This window comes from Verrucomicrobiia bacterium (assembly GCA_035574275.1).
Classification (GTDB): domain Bacteria; phylum Zixibacteria; class MSB-5A5; order DSPP01; family DSPP01; genus DSPP01.
The window spans coordinates 1-18,088 of record DATLYY010000009.1 but is presented as its reverse complement, the minus strand read 5'-3'; the positions used below and the strand labels follow the sequence as shown (position 1 = coordinate 18,088).

The following is an 18,088-nucleotide window of genomic DNA, read 5'->3' as shown; positions in this document are numbered from 1 at the left end:
AGGGAAACTACCTAAAAACCAACTCTCCGTTCTCGATTTCGACTTTAACTTTGCTGTCCGGTTTCACCTCTCCCGCCAGTATTTTGCGGGCCAAGGCAAAAGCCACTTTTTCCTGCACCAGCCGTTTGAGCGGGCGCGCGCCAAAAACCGGGTCAAACCCCTCTTTGGCCAGCCACTTTTTGGCGGAGGGGGAAACGTCCAGAACGATATTTTTCTCCTTCAGCCGTTCCTGCACGTAGCCAAGCTGGATTTCGACGATTTTTTCCATCTCTTCAGGCCCGAGCGGCTCGAAAAGCACAATTTCGTCAATCCGGTTCAAAAACTCCGGCCGGAAATTCTGGCGCAAAAGTTCAAACACCTCTTTTTTCGCCTGCTCCATCCCGGCCTTGCCGGATTCAGAGAGGCGCTCCATTATCACCGGTGCGCCCAAGTTGGAGGTCATTATCAAAATCGTATTGCGGAAGTTCACCACCCGCCCCTGGCTGTCGGTCAAGCGGCCGTCATCCATCACCTGCAAAAGCAGATTGAAAACCTCGTTGTGCGCCTTCTCGATTTCGTCGAACAAAATCACGCAGTAGGGCCTGCGGCGAACCGCTTCGGTGAGCTGGCCCCCTTCCTCGTAGCCGACGTACCCCGGCGGCGCGCCGATGAGCCGGGAGACGGAAAATTTCTCCATATACTCGGACATATCGATGCGCACCATCGCCTCTTCCGAATCGAAAAGCGCAAAGGCCAAGGTCTTGGCCAATTCGGTCTTTCCCACGCCGGTCGGCCCGAGAAAAAGAAACGAACCGAGCGGACGCTTGGGGTCGGCCAGTCCCGCCCGGGAGGCGCGGATGACTTCGGCAACCTTGCGGAGGGCTTCCGGTTGGCCGACGACCCGGCGCTCAAGCTCCTCCTCCAGCCGCAAAAGTTTTTCCGTTTCCCCCTCGGTGATGCGGGTGACCGGGATCTTGGTCCATTTGGAAATAACGCGGGCGATATCCTCCTCGTCCACTTCATCCTTGGCGAGCCGCTGGCCGCCAAGTTTTTCAAGTGCCGCCGATTTTTCCTTCAACAATTTTTCTTTTTGCGGGATGTCCCCGTAGCGCAGCCGGGCCGCTTTTTCAAAATCCGCCTCCCGCTCGGCCCGCTCCGCTTCAAGACGCAGTTTTTCGATTTCGTCTTTGAGGTGAACGACCTCGGCCAGGGCCGCCTTTTCCGCTTCCCATTTGGATTTCAATGCGGCAAACTCCGTCCGCAAATCGGCCAGCTCCTTCTCGACACTTTTCAACTGGCTTTTAGAATCCTTTTCCCGCTTCAACCCCTCCCGCTCGATTTCGAGCTGGCGGATTTTCTTTTCCAAAGTATCAAGGGGCTCCGGCATCGAATCGAGCTGCAGGCGCAAATCGGCGGCCGCCTCGTCCACCAAGTCGATCGCCTTGTCCGGCAGAAAACGGTCGGAAATGTAGCGGTGCGAAAGCTGCGCGGCGGCAATCAGGGCCGCGTCTTTAATCTTTATGCCGTGATGCACCTCGTAGCGTTCCTTCAAGCCGCGCAGAATGGAGATGGTATCCTCCACGATCGGCTCATCCACCAAAACCGGGGCAAATCGGCGCTCCAGGGCCGGGTCTTTTTCGATGTTTTTGCGGTATTCGTCCAAGGTCGTGGCGCCGATGCAGCGCAGTTCACCGCGGGCCAGGGCCGGCTTGAGCAGATTAGAGGCATCCATCGCCCCGGTGGTCGCGCCGGCGCCCACCAGCGTATGCAGTTCATCGATGAAAAGAATAACCTTTCCTTCGGAACGCTGGACTTCCTTGATTATCGCCTTCAGCCGGTCTTCGAACTCGCCCCGGTATTTTGTTCCCGCCACCAATGCGCCCAAATCCAGCGCCACCACCCGTTTTCCTTTTAATCCTTCCGGCACGTCTTTTTTGGAAATCTTTAAGGCCAGTCCTTCGACAATGGCGGTTTTGCCGACCCCCGGCTCACCGATGAGTACGGGATTGTTTTTGGTGCGGCGGGAAAGAATGGTCAAAACCCGGCGTATTTCATCCTCCCGTCCGATGACCGGGTCCAGCTTTCCCCGCTCGGCCAAAGCGGTTAAATCCTTGCCGTATTTTTCCAAAACCTGATACTTCGATTCCGGCTCCGGATCGGAAACGCGCTGGCCGCCCCGAAGCTGGGCCAAGGCGGCCATAATCCGTTCGCGGTTGGCCCCCAAGCTGCGCAGAATCGAGCCGGCCTGATTTTGGCGCTCTTCGGCCAAGGCCAGAAGCAGGTGCTCGACGGAAATAAATTCATCCTTAAATTGGGCCGCTTCCTTTTTGGCTTTTTCTAAAATTTGATTGGAGTGAGAGGAAAGGTAAACCTGACCGGGTGCGGACAAAACCGGCAAACGCTTCAGTTCTTCATTTATGCGGGGCTCGATGGTTTCCGGACGGATGCCGATTCGAGATAGAATTTCCGGCGCCAACCCCTGCGGGTCGGAAAGTAGCGCGGCCAGAAGGTGCAGCGGCTCGACTTGGGAATGATTCTTTTCCTGCGCCAGTTCGGAAGCCGCCGCTAAGGCCTCCTGCGACTTTTGGGTGAGCTTGTCCAGTTGGATCATACGGCAAACCTAATCCCGTCTCACCTCGATTTTCCCCTGCAGAAGTTCATCCAGCGCCTCCTCCGCCACGCGGTGCATTCCGGTGTTTGGGTTCGGCTCCGCCCCGGCCATTTCATTTTCCTTCAGCCGCTTCCGGTTCAAAATCCGGGCCCGTTTGGAAGCCATAATCACCGCCTCGTAGCGGTTGCGGGCGTATTGATTGATTTTGCTCAAATCCTTCAACTCTTTCATCGACCTGACCTTTCCCGGTTGACTCAAACCTTTTTACTTGACCACTTCAAAATCCGCATCCACCGGCCCCTTGCCGCTCTCGCCGGTGCCGCTGGAGGAAGCTCCGCCCTGCGGTTCCTGTGGGCCGCCGGATTGCGGGGCCCCCGCGGTCTGCTTATACAGCTCCTCCGAGGCCTTGTGCCAGGCCGTCGTCAGCTTGTCGTAGCCGGAACGGATGCGTCCCATATCGCCCGATTTCACCGCCTCGCGCACCTCCGCGGCCGCCTCCTCCACGCTCTTTTTGGTCTCGGCGGAGATTTTCTCTCCCTGCTCCTTCAGCATTTTTTCGGTCTGGTAGGCCAGCTGGTCGGCCCGGTTGCGCAGCTCCACCTCTTCTTTGCGCTTCAAGTCCTCCGCCTCGTGCGATTTCGCCTCGTCCACCATCCGCTTGATTTCCGACTCGGAAAGCCCGCTGGAGGGCTGGATTTTTATCTGCTGCTGCCGCCCCGTGGCTTTGTCCTTGGCGGAAACGTTCAAAATCCCGTTGGCGTCAATGTCAAACGTGACTTCAATTTGGGGGATGCCGCGCGGCGCGGGCGGAATGCCGTCCAGCATAAACCGGCCGATCGATTTGTTGTCCGCCGCCATCGGCCGCTCCCCCTGCAGGACGTGGATTTCCACCGAGGTTTGGTTCTCGTCGGCGGTGGAGAAAATTTCCGATTTTCGGGTCGGAATCGTGGTGTTCCGCTCAATCAATTTGGTGAAAACGCCGCCCAGGGTCTCGATGCCGAGCGAAAGCGGGGTAACATCCAAAAGCAGAACGTCTTTCACCTCGCCGGTCAAAACGGCGGCCTGAATCGCCGCCCCCACCGCCACCACCTCGTCCGGGTTCACCCCTTTGTGCGGTTCTTTGCCGAACAAATTGCGCACGGTATCGACCACCTTCGGCATCCGGGTCATACCACCCACCAAAACAACTTCATGAATCTGGTCCACACCCAGCTTGGCGTCCGCCAAGGCCTGTTTGGAGGGGCCTACGCTGCGCTGAATTAAATCCTCCACCATCTGCTCTAATTTCGCGCGGGTCAAGGTGACGTTCAAATGCTTCGGCCCGGAGGCGTCCGCGGTGATGAATGGCAGATTGATGTTGGTCTCCATCGTGCTGGAAAGCTCGATTTTCGCCTTCTCCGCCGCCTCCTTCAGCCGCTGCAAGGCCATCGGGTCTTTGGACAAATCGATTCCCTGGTCTTTTTTAAATTCGGCCACCAGCCAGTCCATTATCCGCTTGTCGAAGTCGTCCCCGCCCAGATGGGTGTCGCCGTTGGTGGAACGGACTTCAAAAACGCCATCTCCCAATTCGAGAATCGAGATATCAAACGTGCCGCCCCCCAAGTCATAGACGGCGATTTTCTCGTCTTTCTTTTTGTCGAGGCCGTACGCCAGCGAAGCGGCCGTCGGCTCGTTGATGATGCGCTTGACGTCCAAACCGGCAATCCGCCCGGCATCCTTGGTTGCCTGACGCTGGCTGTCGTTGAAATAGGCCGGAACGGTGATTACCGCTTCGGTCACAGTTTCTCCGAGATACGCCTCGGCATCCTTTTTCAACTTGGACAAAATCATTGCCGAAATTTCCGGCGGGGAATACTGCTTGCCCTCAATTTCAACGCGGGCATCGCCATTGGGGCCTTCCACGACTTTGTAGGGAAAGTTCTTGGCCTCTTGCACCACCTCGGCGTATTTGCGCCCCATAAAGCGCTTGATGGAAAAAATCGTGTTGAGCGGGTTGGTTATCGCCTGCCGCTTGGCCACCTGGCCCACCAAAATTTCACCGTTTTTCTGAAAGGCGACCACCGAGGGCGTCGTCCGGCCCCCTTCCGCGTTCGGGATGACGGTCGGTTTGCCCCCTTCCATCACCGCCACGCAGGAATTTGTGGTCCCCAAATCTATGCCTATCACTTTACCCATTTTCGCTCATCTCCTTTTCGTTTGCGCTCGTCAGCGGAATTCTTCCGGCTTCTTTTGTTGAAGCCGGAAGGCTTCCGCCGCGTGTCTGTTTCTCAATATACTCTTTTCCCTCCTCTTCATAAAGGAAATCCCTGCCCCCGGCCCAAAGCGGCCGGAGGCAGGGGAAATTTCCGATGCCGGTCTTAATTGACCGAAATCGAGATTTCCTTCGGTTTTACCTCCTCCGCCTTGGGCAGGGTGATGGTCAAAACCCCGTCTTTGTACGTCGCCTTGGTCTTGTCCTCCCGGACAACCGTCGGCAGCGTGAAAGAACGGACAAAGTTGCCGTACGACCGCTCCATCCGATGGTAGGTGGTGCCGTTTTCCACTTTTTCCTGCTTTTTCTCCCCGCGCAGCGTGAGAACATTGTCCTGTAAAGTCACGGAGATGTCCTCTTTCGTCATCCCCGGAACCTCGGCCCGGACGATAACCTCGTCTTTGGTTTCGGCCACATCCACCATTGGAGCCCATTCGTCCGACAGGCGGAAAATGCCGCGGTTTATGAAATCGGAAAACAACCGGTCCGCCTCACGCGTGAAATCAGAGGCGATGTCCAGCATCGGGTTGGTTCTTAAAGCCAGTCTCGTCATTTGTTATTCCTCCTTTCCTCTTTTTCGTTTCTTCCTCTTTCAATCAAGTAATAAATCAAGTCATATGCCAACCGATGCTACCCAATAACAACAACAAGTATTACAATACATTACACATAAAAGTTAAAGACAAACATACAGTTGGGCATAATGCCAAAATGGCAGGGAAAAAGTAGGAATTACAGAAAATCTGTAATTCCGGCAGTTATTTCTGAATCTTGGAGATTAGTATTTTGGCGGTATCGGAAAGCGGATTGCTCGTCAAAAGCAACCTCTGGGTTCTGGATAGGGAATCCGCAACCTCCCTGATTTTAATGGTGGAACGCTCATCCCCAATCCGGGCCAGCCCCTTAAGAATGGCGACTTTTACGGGCATCGTCTGCCCGCCGGTCTGGTCAATCAGCCGCCGCCCCAATTGGCTGGTGGGGTCCAAAAGGCCGATTAAAAAGTCCCGCGCCCGGCTTCCGCCGATGCAACTTATGGCATAGGTCACGGGAATGGCGTCCGGCGAGTTCGGGTCGAAGCGGGAAAAGAGGAAATCCAAATCCTCCTCCCCGGCGGCATCCGCCATCGCCACGAACGCCATCCGGCGGATTTCTTCGGAGGGGTCCAAGCTCAACTTTTTCAAAAGTGGCAGCCCCCGGCGCCCCGGAATTTTCTCCAGGGCCTTTACCACTTCCTTCCGCAGCCGGAAATCGGGATCGGCGGCCGGCATTTCCAGAACCGGCACGGCGGAATCCTTGCGCAAATTGCCGAGGATGTGAACGGCGTTCCGCAGCCGGTACCAGCTTTCATCCTCCAGCGAGCCGTCCGGCCTGCGCCGGTAGTTGGAGGGGTCGGCCAGAAGCGTGGCGGCGACCACCAGTGCGTTGTTACCGAGATTGGAAAGTATTTTCAACACGTTCTGCCGCACGAAGCGGGAAGGATCGGACATCTTTTCCGCAAGGGCCTGGGCCGTCTCCAAGGAGCCGATGGCGGAGAGAACCTGCCGCACCCAGACCGCCCTTCCCCGTTCCTCCGTGTCCAGTTCGGCAATCAGCTTCTGCACGATTTCCGGCCGGTTCAAATTGTCCAAAACTTTGCGGATGAGCAGGCTGCCCAGGGGCTTTCCCGGCTCTTCCAGCTCCAGCCGCCCGGCCAAAAGCCCCAGCATTTCCCCCAAGGGCTGGTAAAATTTCTTCTCGATGCAAAGCTCGGAAATGAGCAGAAGGGTTTCGGCAAACTCCAAGCTTTCTTTTTGGTCCACGACAAACCCCACCAACCGGCGCAGGAAGATCAAAAACTGCTCCGGCTCGGTTGCCGCCGTCGGCTCCAGCACCCGGCGGGCGACCAGATAGGCCCCCTGCCGCGCTTCCGCGACCGGTGAAACCAATGCCTCGGCCAAAGAGCCGAGATTATGCCCCACCACCTCCGGGCGGCGCAGTTTAAGGCATTTGACGAAAAGGTCGGCGTAGCGGGAAAGCTCCTCGGCCCCGGCCCCTTCCAGAATCCGCCGCCCCAGATTTTCCAGCTCGCTGGTTATCTCCAGCTTCATCCGGGAGGAGGAGTCCAGCGCGGATTCGTAAAACGGCCGCGGCACCCCCTTGGAATCGAGGTGGGACTTCAGACGGGTCAAAAACTGCTCCTTGTCCCGCGTTTTCAAGGCGGCGTTCACCAGAAAGCGGAACGACTGCTGCCTGGCCGCCACCTCCTCCGGCCGGGTGAAATCGGCCGGGAGCGTGGTGTCCAGCAAGGATAAAACCATGGGGTCGTTCATCCCTTCCAGAACGGCGAAAAGCGCCTCTTCCAGAACCTTCATCCGGAATTCGATTCCCCACCGCTCCAGCATCTCCCGCTGCCGGCTGATGGCGCCGGTTACGAACGCCGCCAAAAGCTCCGGCCGGTTCTTCAGCACCGTCTTGGCCATGTTCCGGTAGGAATAATCCTGCCGGTAGGCTGCGGAAAGCGAATTTTCCGTCTCCAAAACGAGTTTGGCCGAGGGGCTGTCGATTTCAATGGAAAGAACTTTCTTCTGCTCCAGGTATCCCTTGACGGGAACCTTCCGGGCGGAAAGCCCGAAGAGGTGGCTCAAGAAAAGACCCAGCTCGGTGGGGGAAAGGGTGTCCAGAAAGGTGAGCGTGGAAATTTTTGACTCCCCCATCCCCCTTGAAAAATTGGAGGTGAAAACGACCGGCAGAAGCGGAATGCCGGAAACCGAGACCGAATTGCCGGCCTGGGCCAAAACCAGCGACTGGCGCAGACGGAACCACTTTTTGAAAAGGAAAAAGGGGCGCTCGACAACCGAGGCGACCATCGGGTGTTCCGGCTCGTACATCTTGAGCCGGCGGGCGGCGGTGAAACACTCCCGCACGATTTCCGTTCCGAGCTCAAGCAGATTTATGTTCTCATCGGCAAATACCGGCCGCATACCCCCTGCTTTCGTTTGAAATTGCGTTTGAAGAAGAAACGGTTCGGGACTTAGAACCGGAAGGCCAAAAGCCGTTCGCCGCTTGTGGCGACAAAGAGAGTATTTCCTTCGAGTATCGGCCTTCCCACCGGCCCGCCCGGGATGCGCCGCTCCCAAAGGATTTCCCCTTTTGATGCCGACAGGGCCAAAAAACGTCCCTCGGCACTGCTGACGAAAACCGCCCCCGGCCCAGTTGCGAGCGGAGCGTTGACCAGCGCTTCAAGTTTTCGCTCCCAGATTTTTTCCCCGCCGGAAATGCGGCACGCGGCAACGGTGCCCGGCATGGAGGCAAAGAAAACAATGGAGTCCCGGACAGCCAGTGAGCGGACCTTCCCGTCCGCTTTGACTTTCCAGAGAAGTGTGCCGCCGGAACAGGATACACAGGAAACCGAGGAATCCCCTCCCCCGGCAAAAAGCCTGCCGCCAGCCGCCTCAAGGCATAAAGCGGCTGACGGCTGCTTGTGAGACTGGTGGATTTTTCCGTTTGCAAAGGCATTCAGTTTTCCTTCAAAATCCGCCAGATAAAAAACGGTGTCCCCCGCCAAGGGGGTGCAGGACAACGGGGCAAGTTGTTGATTCCATATCGGTTTTCCATCATCGGCCCGCAGGGCATATATCCATCCTCCCCGATTAACCGCAAGGACCGTGCCCGCCGGGTCTAATTCCCCCCTTCTAAGTATCGGCACTTCCCCCCCTTCGTTTAAAGCAAAGCGCCAGTCCAACCCCCCGTCCACCAGCGAGTAGGAAAGCAGTTCCCCGTTTCCCGATTTTTCGGCAATGATAAGATTTTCCCGCCCGTCAAAAACCACCCCCGCCGGGACGCCCGAAAGGTCGTATCCCCCGGCTTTTTTGCCGGTGTTTTTGTTGACGAACAAAACAGAGCGGTTCTTGAGCGGTACCGCAAGAATGTCGCCGAAAAGAACCGCCGGGGCCGAGGGCTCGGCCGGCAGCTTGTAGCTCCAGACCAATTCCGGTTCTCTGGTCAAATCTGCCTGAACGATGTCCCCTTTTGGAGAGCGGAGAACCGACGGTTCCAGAACCACCTGATTGGCGCAGGAAAGAATAAGAAAACCGGCGGCCGCAATTCCCCACCGCCGGTCTTTTCCAAATCGGGGCATTAACGGGCCAAATGCTTAGTTGTGGATGCCCAGAACATCCAGAACAAAGGCGTACTCCAAGGCAACCTCCTTCAGGTAATCGTACCGCCCGGAAGCCCCCCCGTGCCCCGCCCCCATGTTCATTTTCAAAAGCAGCCGGCCATTTCCTTTTTTGGCAGCCCGAAGTTTGGCCGTCCATTTGGCCGGCTCCCAATACGCTACCCGCGGGTCGTTCAACCCCGCCATTATTAAAAGGTTCGGGTACTCCTTGGCCGCCACGTTGTCGTAGGGGGAATAGGAGAGCATATAGTCATAAAACTCCTTCTTGTTCGGATTCCCCCACTCCTCATATTCAATGACCGTGAGCGGGATGGTGGGATCCAGCATCGTGTTCATCACGTCCACGAACGGCACCTTGGCAACCATCGCCGCAAATAAATCCGGGCGCATGTTCAGAACCGCCCCCATCAAAAGCCCCCCGGCGCTTCCGCCGATGACCGCCAGCCGCTCCTTGGAGGTGTATTGCTCCTTTATCAAATGCTCGGCGCAGGCGACAAAGTCGGTGAAGGTATTTTTCTTCTTGAGGAGTTTCCCGTCCTCGTACCAGAGCCGCCCCATCTCCCCTCCACCCCGAATATGGGCGATGGCGAAAACAAATCCCCGGTCGAGCAAACTTAGGCGGTTGGAATTGAAGCTCGGGTCCATGCTTATGCCGTAGGCCCCGTAGCCGTACAGGTAACAGGGGTTTTGGCCGTTTTTCTTAAGCCCCTTTTTGTAAACGATCGAAATCGGGATTTCCGTACCGTCGGCGGCCTTGGCGGCGATCCGTTCCGACTGATACAAGGCCGGATTGTATCCCCCCAGAACCTCGGTCTGTTTCTTCAATTCGCGCTGGCGGCTGTCCATATTGTAATCAAAAACGGAGTTGGGGGTGATCAGCGAGGCATAATTAAAGCGCACGATATTCGTGTTGAAATCCGGGTTTCCCGAAGCCGAGACGGTATAAACCGGCTCCGGAAATTCGATATAATGAAATTCATTGGCACCAAATTTCATTATCCGCAGTTGCTTGTATCCTCCCTTGCGCTCGGTCACCACGAGGTGATTTTTGAAGGCGTCCACGTCATCCACTTTCACGTCCGTTCGATGGGGCAAAACATCCTTCCAGTTGGCCTTCGACGGGTCAGCTACCGGTACTTCCACTAACTTAAAATTCTTAGCATTATCGTTGGTAACAATGTAAAACTTCTCCCCGTGATGCTCGACCATATACTCCATTTCGTGCTGGCGGGGGTGGATGACCTTGAACTCCCCGGCTGGACTGTCGGCATCCAGATACCAAACCTCGGAGGTGGTGTTGCTTGACAGGTTCATTATTACAAACTTTCGGCTTCGGGTCTTTTCCAGTTCGAGGAAAAAGGCGTCATCCTTTTCGTGGTAAACCAGAACGTCATTTTTCGGATCATCCCCCAAAATATGCCGGAAAAGTTTGTAGGGGCGCATCGCCGCGTCCAAGGTGGTGTAGAAAAGCGTCTTGTTGTCGTTCCCCCATTCCACCGAATAATAGATTTCCGAAATCTGGTCCGGCAGTAGCTGGCCGGTGGTTAAATCCTTGACCTGCAGGGTGAACTTCTCCGAACCCGCCGTGTCGGTGGAAAAGGCGAGATAGCGGTGGTTGGGGCTTTCAACATGGGCACCGATTTTCATGTAGGAAAAACCGGCCGCCAGCTCGTTGACGTCCAGAATCACCTCTTCAGCGGCCTCCAAGCTCCCCTTCTTTCGGCAGTAAATCGGGTACTGCTTCCCCTCCTCCGTCCGGCTGTAATAGTAGTAGTCGTCGATTTTTTCCGGCACGGACAAATCGGTCTCCTTGATGCGGCCAAGCATCTCCTTGTACAGCTTTTCCTGAAACGGTTCGGTATGCTTCATCACCGTTTCCGTGTATTTGTTCTCGGCTTCCAGATAAGAAATAACCTCCGGGTTTTCCCGGTTCCGCAGCCAGAAGTAGTTATCCGTCCGGACGTAGCCGTTCACCGTGTCCGTTTTCGGGATGATCTTCGCCATCGGCGGTCTAATCGTTTCGGCGTTCACCGTTTCGTTCAAAGCAAGACTCATAATGCAAAGCGCCAAAATTTTGGAACAACATTTTGATGGCATTGCCGCTCTCCTTTCATCTCGGAGAGCGAATATAACGACTTAAAAGGGATTATGCAGGCAGGGTCAACCCTTGTTCAAAAATTCCACCCAAAGAAGAAATCGAAGCGGGTTTTCGATTCGAGGGAGCGGAAATCGGTGCGGCGGGCCCAGTCGAAGCGCAGAACGGTGAGATAGCCAAAGTTCACCCGCGCCCCGACGCCCAAGGCCCCCTTCATCCGGCCGAACTCCTCGTTCCAGGCGTTCCCGGCGTCAAAGAACAAAGCCCCGCGAATCCCCTCCATTCCGATGTTGCCAAAGGGAAATCCAACCACCAGCCGGTTGATTAAGGGAAAGCGCAGCTCGTTGGACACGAGAACCATATGCCGCCCGTAAAACGCCCGGCGGGAATAGCCGCGCAAAGACCAGCTCCCGCCCAGATAGATGCGCAGGGGCTCTTCACCGGAGGAGGAAAATCCAGCCAGCCGCACGGCGAGGGCGGAAGCCCGCCCCAGCCGGAAATATTTGCGCAAATCGCCCGAATAGGAACGGCTGAAAAGCTTGGAACTGCGGATATCCGAGGTCAGCCCGACGGTGAAGTTGTAGCGGCTGCCGTCAATGGGGCCGGAAAGCTCCCAGATGGAATTATCCTTTACCCAAGAAAGGGACCCGGTCAAAAGCAGGGCGTCCCGCCTCCGCTCGGTGAAAAAGAAATGCCTTTTGGAGTAGCGCAAAAAGCCAAACGCCTCCACCCGCTGGAACTTGGACAAAGGATAGCTGGCGAACGCCAGCCCCCCCGCCAGCCGCTCGGAAAAATCCCCTTCGTACTCATCAAGGTATTCGTCATAAAAATGGTACACCCCCGCCCCGTAGTTGATGCGGCGGGTCTTGTTGACGTAGGTGACGCCGACGTTGAAGCTGGAAAGGATGGAGCTCCGGTCGCGCGCCGTATTGGAAAGAAAGAAGTAATATTGCTTGTTCCCCAATACATCGGTCAAGGCCGTCTGCAGCCCGCCGACCGGGCCGTACAAGGCGTCGTAGGCAATCGCGGACTGGGCCAGATCGAACGAAAAATCGTTTTTGTATTCGATTTTTCCCTTGTTTTTTTCCCCCGGCAGTTTTTCCGGACTCCAGGCCAAGGGTGCGCTTGTCGAAACCGACTCCGGCGGAAAGGAATCGATGCCGGAAAAATCGAAAGCGTAAATCTGGAAGCCGAAATTCTTGAAGCCGGAAAAGATGATTTTCTTGCCGTCGGAAGTGAAGCGCGGGTGCGTGACGCCGGTCAAAAAGCGGGTGACCCGCCGGGGGCGCAGTTCCTCGTCCAGAAGGTAAATATCCGTCCCCTCCCCCCGGTTGGAGGCGTAGATAATCCATTTCCCGTCCGGCGACAGCGAGGGATACAAATCATCCTGCCGGCCGGACGTGAGAGCCGTTATCCGCCCGTCTGATAAGGAAAGCCGGTAGAGGTTGGTAAATCCCTCGGAGCCGAACGCCCCCCGGTCGGAGGCGAAAAGGATTGAATTACCATCCGCGGAAAAAACCGGGTCCCGGTCTTCGTAAATGTCCGATGTCAGCCGCGCCAGTTTTTTGCTTTGGCGCTCGACGGTATACAAATCGGAGTACCCGGACTTCTCCATCCCTTCGAAGCAAAGTTTTGTTTCATCCGGCGACCAGGCGGGGGACGATATTTCAATCAAACTGGGGAAATCGTATTCCTCTATAACCTCCCGGCGGTAAATGCTGTAGACGTACAGCCGGTCTTTTTCATTGTTTTTGGAAACGAACGCCACCTCCCCCCTTGAATTGGCGGCAATGCCGGAGCGGAAAAGGTGGAGCGATTCAAAAGCCCGGGAGCGCTCCCCTTTGACCAGCGTTTCCGGTTTCCTTTGATTGCCGTTTATCGGCGCCATATACAAACCGGAATACCCCAGCCGGTTCGCCTTGTACACCACCCAGTCCCCGGCATCTTTGCCGGTGTGCAGGGTAACCGGCGCCGGTTCCACCGAAAGTCCGCCGGAGGAGAGCTTTTTGGTGTGGCGATCCGGAAACTCTCTTTGGGCGACTTGGGGATAAAAACGCTGCTTGAGTGAGAATTCCCACTCCTCCCCCAATTTTTTCAAATCCTTCTGATAGGTCAGATAAACCAGCTCCTCAAACGTCTCCCCCCGCCACCAGTTTTCGAACAACTGCAATAGCCGGTCGGATCCATACGTCTCGGATAAAAAACGGACGAACGATTCCCCCTCTTTGTACATCATAAAGCTGCCGGAGATTTGATATAAATTCGGAACGGAGACCAGAATGTTGTTCACTACCAGGTCGGTCATCACCATCCGCGCCTGGTCATCCTCCGGCCGGCTCCAGGCCTCGGCAATCCCCTCCGTGAACCAAAGCGGCGTGTAGGGGGCACGCGTCTTTTTGTGCCCTTTCAAAACGGCGCTGATTTTTTCGAGGGTGAAAACGTGGATGAGCTCATGCCGCAGCACTTTTTTGAACTCGGCAAACGATCCCGTGTACGGCATCACCACCCGTCCCTTGAAAAACTCGGTGAATCCCCCCGTCCCCTCGTCAATTAAATCCGGTATTACGTTGGTCTGCTCGAAGTAGTTCGGGGAGCTGTACAGAATCAGCGGAATAGGGCGGCCAATGGTCAAATTGAACAGGGCCGAAAACTCCCGGTACGCCTCCTCCGCCAGTTGCGCCCCGATTTCGGCAACCTCCTCCTCTTCCTCGTAGAAATAGATTTTGAAATGCTCGGTGGTCAAAACCTGCCAGTCAAAGCGGGTGTACTGCACCTTGTTCTGGCCGAAGTAAAACTGCGCGGAGGCGCTGGAAAAGAGGGATAAAAGGGCGAGGGTTCCGATTAAGCGTTTCATCCTGTATTCTTGGTTTCGGCAGTCACCCTTTTGGTCTCCACCCGAAATAAAATACGCAAAAACTCTCAAAATGGTAGCCGTCCCGCCCGCCTCAAAATTGACTATTGGCGCATAATTTATAAGTTTGCCCAAATGCCGAATAAAAGGAATATGGCCAACGTCCTCCTTTTGGAAAAAATCCACCCCAACGCCGCCGAGCAGTTTAAGGCCAAAAATTTTGCCGTGGCGGAAAACCCGGCCTCACTCCCCGAGTCGGAGCTGGGCCAATCTTTGGGCGGCGTCCAGATTCTCGGCATCCGTTCCAAAACAAAGCTGACCCCCAAGCTCCTGCAAAAAGCCCCCAACCTTCTCGCGGTCGGTTGCTTCTGCATCGGCACCAATCAGGTCGATTTGAAAAAATGCACGGAACTGGGGATTGCCGTCTTCAACGCCCCCTATTCCAACACCCGCTCGGTGACGGAGCTGGTGATTGGGGAAATTATCATGCTTTTGCGCCGGATTTTTGAGCGCAACAGCGCGGCCCACGGAGGAAGCTGGACCAAGGGGGATGACGGCTGCTTTGAGGTGCGCGGGAAAACGCTCGGCATCATCGGTTACGGACACATCGGCTCGCAGGTTTCCGTGATTGCCGAGTCGCTTGGTATGAACGTCCTTTTTTACGATATCGTCGAGAAATTGGCGCTCGGGAACGCCCGGCCGGTGCATTCGCTGGAGGAGCTTTTGCGCCAATCCGACGTCGTCACCCTGCACGTGCCGGAGGATCAGTCCACCCGGAACATGATCGGCGCCCGGCAGCTTGGGATGATGAAAAAAGGGAGCTATTTGATAAACACCAGCCGCGGCCGCGTGGTGGTTTTGGAGGAGCTGGGCCGGGCTTTGAAGGAAGGGCATTTGAAGGGGGCGGCGATCGATGTTTATCCCAACGAACCCTCCGGCCCGGGAGAGCGTTTTTCCTGCTCCCTGCAGGGGCTGCCGAACGTGATTTTAACCCCCCACATCGCCGGCAGCACGCAGGAGGCCCAGGCGGATATCGCCCTTAAAACCTCCAACCGGCTGATTCGGTTTCTCGAATTCGGGACGACCACCGGCAGCGTCAATTTTCCGGAAGTGGAGCTTCCGGTGCTGAACGAAAACCACCGCATCATCCACATCCACAAAAACGTGCCGGGGATCATCAAGCAGGTCGCCGAAATCCTGGCACGGCACAAGTACAATATCGAGGGGGAATACCTGCGCACCACCCACGAGCTGGGCTACCTGGTTACAGATGTTAATCGCAAGGTGACGCCGGAGGTTCTCTCGGAGTTGAACAAAATCCGCGCCACCCTGAAAGTACGGGTCTTGTTCTAAGTGAGCGACACCGGCTTCATCTCCTTCAATCCCGGCCCTTCCCGGTTGTATCCGGAAATCGAGGCGGATATCCGGCAGGCGCTGGAGGACAACATTCTCTCCTTGTCCCACCGCTCGGAGCGGTTTGGTGAAATCGTCCGCAAGGCGAAGGAAAATATTCGGATTTATTTTTCCATCCCCGCCGATTACCGCATCTTCTTCGTCTCCTCTGCCGTCGAGGCAATGGAAATCGCCCTGCGGAATTTGTGCGGCAATAAAAGCTTCCATTTCATAAACGGCGCATTCGCCCGGCGTTTTTTCAGTTCCGCCCAGCAGACAAAGAAAAATCCCGCGCATCTCGCCGCCGAGGAGGGGAAAAACTTCCCGGCCGCCGAACCAAAAATCCCCGATGAATGCGATTTGCTTTGCCTAACCCAGAACGAGACCTCCACCGGCGTGCGGCTGCCGTATCAGTTTTTGGCGAACCTCCGCAAAAACTTTCCGGACAAACTGATTGCCGTCGATATCGTCTCCTCCGCCGCCGCCGAGCAGGTTCCTTTTGAAACCGCCGACTTCTGGTTTTTCTCGGTGCAAAAGGCCTGCGGCCTGCCGTCCGGCCTTGCAGTCCTTGTCGTTTCAAAGAAGGCGCTGTCAAAAGCGAAAGTTTTGGCGGCGCAAGGGGCCGACATCGGCGCGCATCATTCCCTATTATCGCTGGAGGAATTCGGCCAGAAAAACCAAACCCCGGCCACGCCAAATATGCTGGCCATCTATTTGCTGGGCAAACGGTTCGAGCGGCTTCTTCAAGTCGGAATTGAAGCAATTGAAAAAGAATCGCTTGAAAAATCAAAACTGCTTTATAAATGGCTGGATTACCATGCGGCGCTCCAGCCATTTGTGAAAGACCCCGCCGACCGATCCTTTACCGTCGTTCCCGTTGTTTTACCGGAGGGAAAAAATTCGAAATCGGTGCAGGAGGGGTTGAAGGCCCACAATATGGCCGTCGGCTCCGGCTACGGGCCTTTCAAGGATTCCCAAATCCGCATCGCCAATTTTCCGCAGCATTCGAAGGAAGACCTCTTGCGGCTTACCGGGGCCATCGACTCAACTTTGAAATTGTAATTTTGTTCGGTTACGGCGTGGAAACTTTATCGCTTTTCTTCGCGGGGATGTCTGGAGCTTTTTCGGTGAGCGGCTGTTCGGAGGCCGGCTTGGAAACTCCTTCCGGTTTGTTGATGACGAGGCGGGCGCCGGATACCGCCTGGTCGGAAAGCTGGCCCGCTTTGTACTGCTTCCAGATGTCGGAATAGGCGTTTTCCAAAGGCACGGAGGCCGCCACCACCTCGTCCAGACAGCCCTTCAAAAACTTGTAGGTCTGGGTTTCCGGATTGGCAAAAAGGAAGGCGGGAGCGTGGAAACCGCGCCGCAGATAGGGATAGTGATGCACGTACAAAGCGCCGTCAAACTTGTAGAACGCATGGGTGGGATAATGGGGAAAAACGCGAATGGACAGTTTGTTGATGTCCTGTCCCTGCTTTAGGAGCCGAATCCGCCATTGGAAAAGCCGGTAGGACTGTTCGGCCAGGTCTTCCAGCCCCCTAATCCAGGCGGTCTCCTCTTCCTTTCCGTTGGAGGTCACGTCCCCTTTGGATTCCTCCATATAGCGCAGCCACATCGCCGGGGAGCGCGGGTCGGCCAGAACGAGCGTGACCGAGCCCCCCTTGGCCAGAATCATCTCGAACGCGGAGTAGTACTCCGGGTTGTCGGTGAAGTTCAAGTCCAGTTTGGCGATGGTTACATTGGTCGCTTTGCGGATTTCGGAGAGCCAGTCGTAGTGCACGTTTTGGGCCAAAACCCGCTCCACCCCCGTTTTAGCCCGGTCGGCGAGGATTCCCTCGGTGTTTAAAAGGGCGGTGTTGTTGGCGTGCAGTTCGTCCACGACTTTGCGCAGCGAGTCCGTGGCCTGGCGGTCGCGCAGGGCGGCGACGGCGAAAAGCCCCAGAACCATAAGGGTCACGTTGGTGCGGGCGCTTTCCGACATCCGTTTGACCAGCCCGAAAAGGGCCACGCTGAAGGCCAGGAAGATGCCGATTATCCAGTCGAGGTTTTCGACCAGCGACGGCACCGAATTGGCGCTTTGTTTTACGAGTTCTTCCATTCCAATATTGGGGCAGCCCCCCCTTTCTTAAATCGGCTGGTTGGGGCGGAAGCTTGAGTTTGGGGGATTGACGATTGGAAAGCAAAAACGGAAGCGTTTTTGTTGCGATTTTGAATTTTTGGGCGCAGGTGTAGCGGGGATTTGAGGCGGGCTGCAAAATCGGAGGGATTTTGCAGGCGGAAATGCAACCTCTCCCTGACCCTCTCCTACAAGGAGAGGGGACAAGAGATTTGTTTTTAAGGGAAGGGAGGGGCGGAGCGTACGTTCCGCCCCTTGGCCTTTCCTTTTTCCCCTCAACCCGCTTTTGGCGGGTTTGGGGCTTCGTGACCCTTTTGGCTGCCCTTGGGTCTTGGGGCTTTGGGTTCGCGGGATTTGGCGGCATGTGAAGAGGGGGCGCCACCCCCTCTTCAACTATCAGGTTTACGGCTCTAAACTTCAGGTACCGTTGCCGCGGCCCCGCATTAAAGCGGGGCCTGTGTCCTATACATTGGGCTTTTTTATTTGAACTGCCGCCTTCAAGCCCGGAACAGGCGGCGCATTTTGGACGGCCGCAAAGGGACGTCCTTGGGTGGTACATCAGGGTCTTGTGTTCTGCCGGCTTTGGCCCTCCCTGTTGGGGCTGCCTGGCGGGCCGGCTTTTTTATCACGGGGCGCA

11 protein-coding genes are annotated in these 18,088 nt (G+C 56.0%); 2 read left to right on the top strand and 9 right to left on the bottom strand.

Annotation, left to right across the window (positions count from 1 at the left end):
- Positions 1–7: 7 nt before the first annotated feature.
- The 8 genes from clpB to VNL73_02135 all read right to left on the bottom strand — a co-directional run bounded on the left by clpB (position 8) and on the right by VNL73_02135 (position 13,946).
- Positions 8–2,587, bottom strand: coding sequence for an ATP-dependent chaperone ClpB (gene clpB, locus VNL73_02170; GenBank protein HXF48217.1), 2,580 nt, complete (start codon positions 2,585–2,587; stop codon positions 8–10).
- Positions 2,588–2,599: 12 nt separating this feature from the next.
- Complete coding sequence (locus tag VNL73_02165) at positions 2,600–2,821, bottom strand: DNA-directed RNA polymerase subunit omega (GenBank protein ID HXF48216.1); 222 nt, start codon at positions 2,819–2,821, stop codon at positions 2,600–2,602.
- 33 nt (positions 2,822–2,854) lie between these two features.
- Positions 2,855–4,765: a molecular chaperone DnaK gene (gene dnaK, locus VNL73_02160; GenBank protein ID HXF48215.1), complete on the bottom strand. Its 1,911-nt coding sequence runs from the start codon at positions 4,763–4,765 to the stop codon at positions 2,855–2,857.
- A gap of 182 nt (positions 4,766–4,947) precedes the next feature.
- The gene (locus VNL73_02155; protein ID HXF48214.1) at positions 4,948–5,394 is read right to left on the bottom strand and encodes an Hsp20/alpha crystallin family protein; all 447 of its coding nucleotides are present in this window, start codon (positions 5,392–5,394) and stop codon (positions 4,948–4,950) included.
- 205 nt (positions 5,395–5,599) lie between these two features.
- Positions 5,600–7,801: a HEAT repeat domain-containing protein gene (locus VNL73_02150; protein ID HXF48213.1), complete on the bottom strand. Its 2,202-nt coding sequence runs from the start codon at positions 7,799–7,801 to the stop codon at positions 5,600–5,602.
- 50 nt (positions 7,802–7,851) lie between these two features.
- Positions 7,852–8,958: a PQQ-binding-like beta-propeller repeat protein gene (locus VNL73_02145; GenBank protein ID HXF48212.1), complete on the bottom strand. Its 1,107-nt coding sequence runs from the start codon at positions 8,956–8,958 to the stop codon at positions 7,852–7,854.
- Between the two features lie 15 nt (positions 8,959–8,973).
- Positions 8,974–11,052, bottom strand: coding sequence for a S9 family peptidase (locus VNL73_02140; GenBank protein ID HXF48211.1), 2,079 nt, complete (start codon positions 11,050–11,052; stop codon positions 8,974–8,976).
- Positions 11,053–11,168: 116 nt separating this feature from the next.
- On the bottom strand, positions 11,169–13,946 hold the full coding sequence (locus VNL73_02135; protein ID HXF48210.1) for a BamA/TamA family outer membrane protein: 2,778 nt from the start codon (positions 13,944–13,946) through the stop codon (positions 11,169–11,171).
- 132 nt (positions 13,947–14,078) lie between these two features.
- On the opposite strand from VNL73_02135, the gene serA reads away from it, so the two are divergent.
- On the top strand, positions 14,079–15,296 hold the full coding sequence (gene serA / locus VNL73_02130) for a phosphoglycerate dehydrogenase (protein ID HXF48209.1): 1,218 nt from the start codon (positions 14,079–14,081) through the stop codon (positions 15,294–15,296).
- Positions 15,297–16,397 carry an aminotransferase class V-fold PLP-dependent enzyme gene (locus tag VNL73_02125; GenBank protein ID HXF48208.1) on the top strand — a complete coding sequence of 367 codons (1,101 nt, stop codon included), beginning with the start codon at positions 15,297–15,299 and terminating at the stop codon, positions 16,395–16,397.
- Positions 16,398–16,407: 10 nt separating this feature from the next.
- On the opposite strand, the gene VNL73_02120 is transcribed toward VNL73_02125, so the two are convergent.
- Entirely contained in the window at positions 16,408–17,433 is a 1,026-nt protein-coding gene (locus VNL73_02120; protein ID HXF48207.1) for a hypothetical protein, read from the bottom strand.
- Positions 17,434–18,088 lie beyond the last annotated feature (655 nt).

What these genes read in the sequence shown, in the direction of transcription:
- VNL73_02165 (HXF48216.1), bottom strand. Translation starts at nt 2,821, where the DNA reads ATGAAAGAGTTGAAGGATTTGAGCAAAATCAATCAATACGCCCGCAAC.
- dnaK (HXF48215.1), bottom strand. Translation starts at nt 4,765, where the DNA reads ATGGGTAAAGTGATAGGCATAGATTTGGGGACCACAAATTCCTGCGTG.
- VNL73_02155 (HXF48214.1), bottom strand. Translation starts at nt 5,394, where the DNA reads ATGACGAGACTGGCTTTAAGAACCAACCCGATGCTGGACATCGCCTCT.
- VNL73_02150 (HXF48213.1), bottom strand. Translation starts at nt 7,801, where the DNA reads ATGCGGCCGGTATTTGCCGATGAGAACATAAATCTGCTTGAGCTCGGA.
- VNL73_02145 (HXF48212.1), bottom strand. Translation starts at nt 8,958, where the DNA reads ATGCCCCGATTTGGAAAAGACCGGCGGTGGGGAATTGCGGCCGCCGGT.
- VNL73_02140 (HXF48211.1), bottom strand. Translation starts at nt 11,052, where the DNA reads ATGAGTCTTGCTTTGAACGAAACGGTGAACGCCGAAACGATTAGACCG.
- VNL73_02135 (HXF48210.1), bottom strand. Translation starts at nt 13,946, where the DNA reads ATGAAACGCTTAATCGGAACCCTCGCCCTTTTATCCCTCTTTTCCAGC.
- serA (HXF48209.1), top strand. Translation starts at nt 14,079, where the DNA reads ATGCCGAATAAAAGGAATATGGCCAACGTCCTCCTTTTGGAAAAAATC.
- VNL73_02120 (HXF48207.1), bottom strand. Translation starts at nt 17,433, where the DNA reads ATGGAAGAACTCGTAAAACAAAGCGCCAATTCGGTGCCGTCGCTGGTC.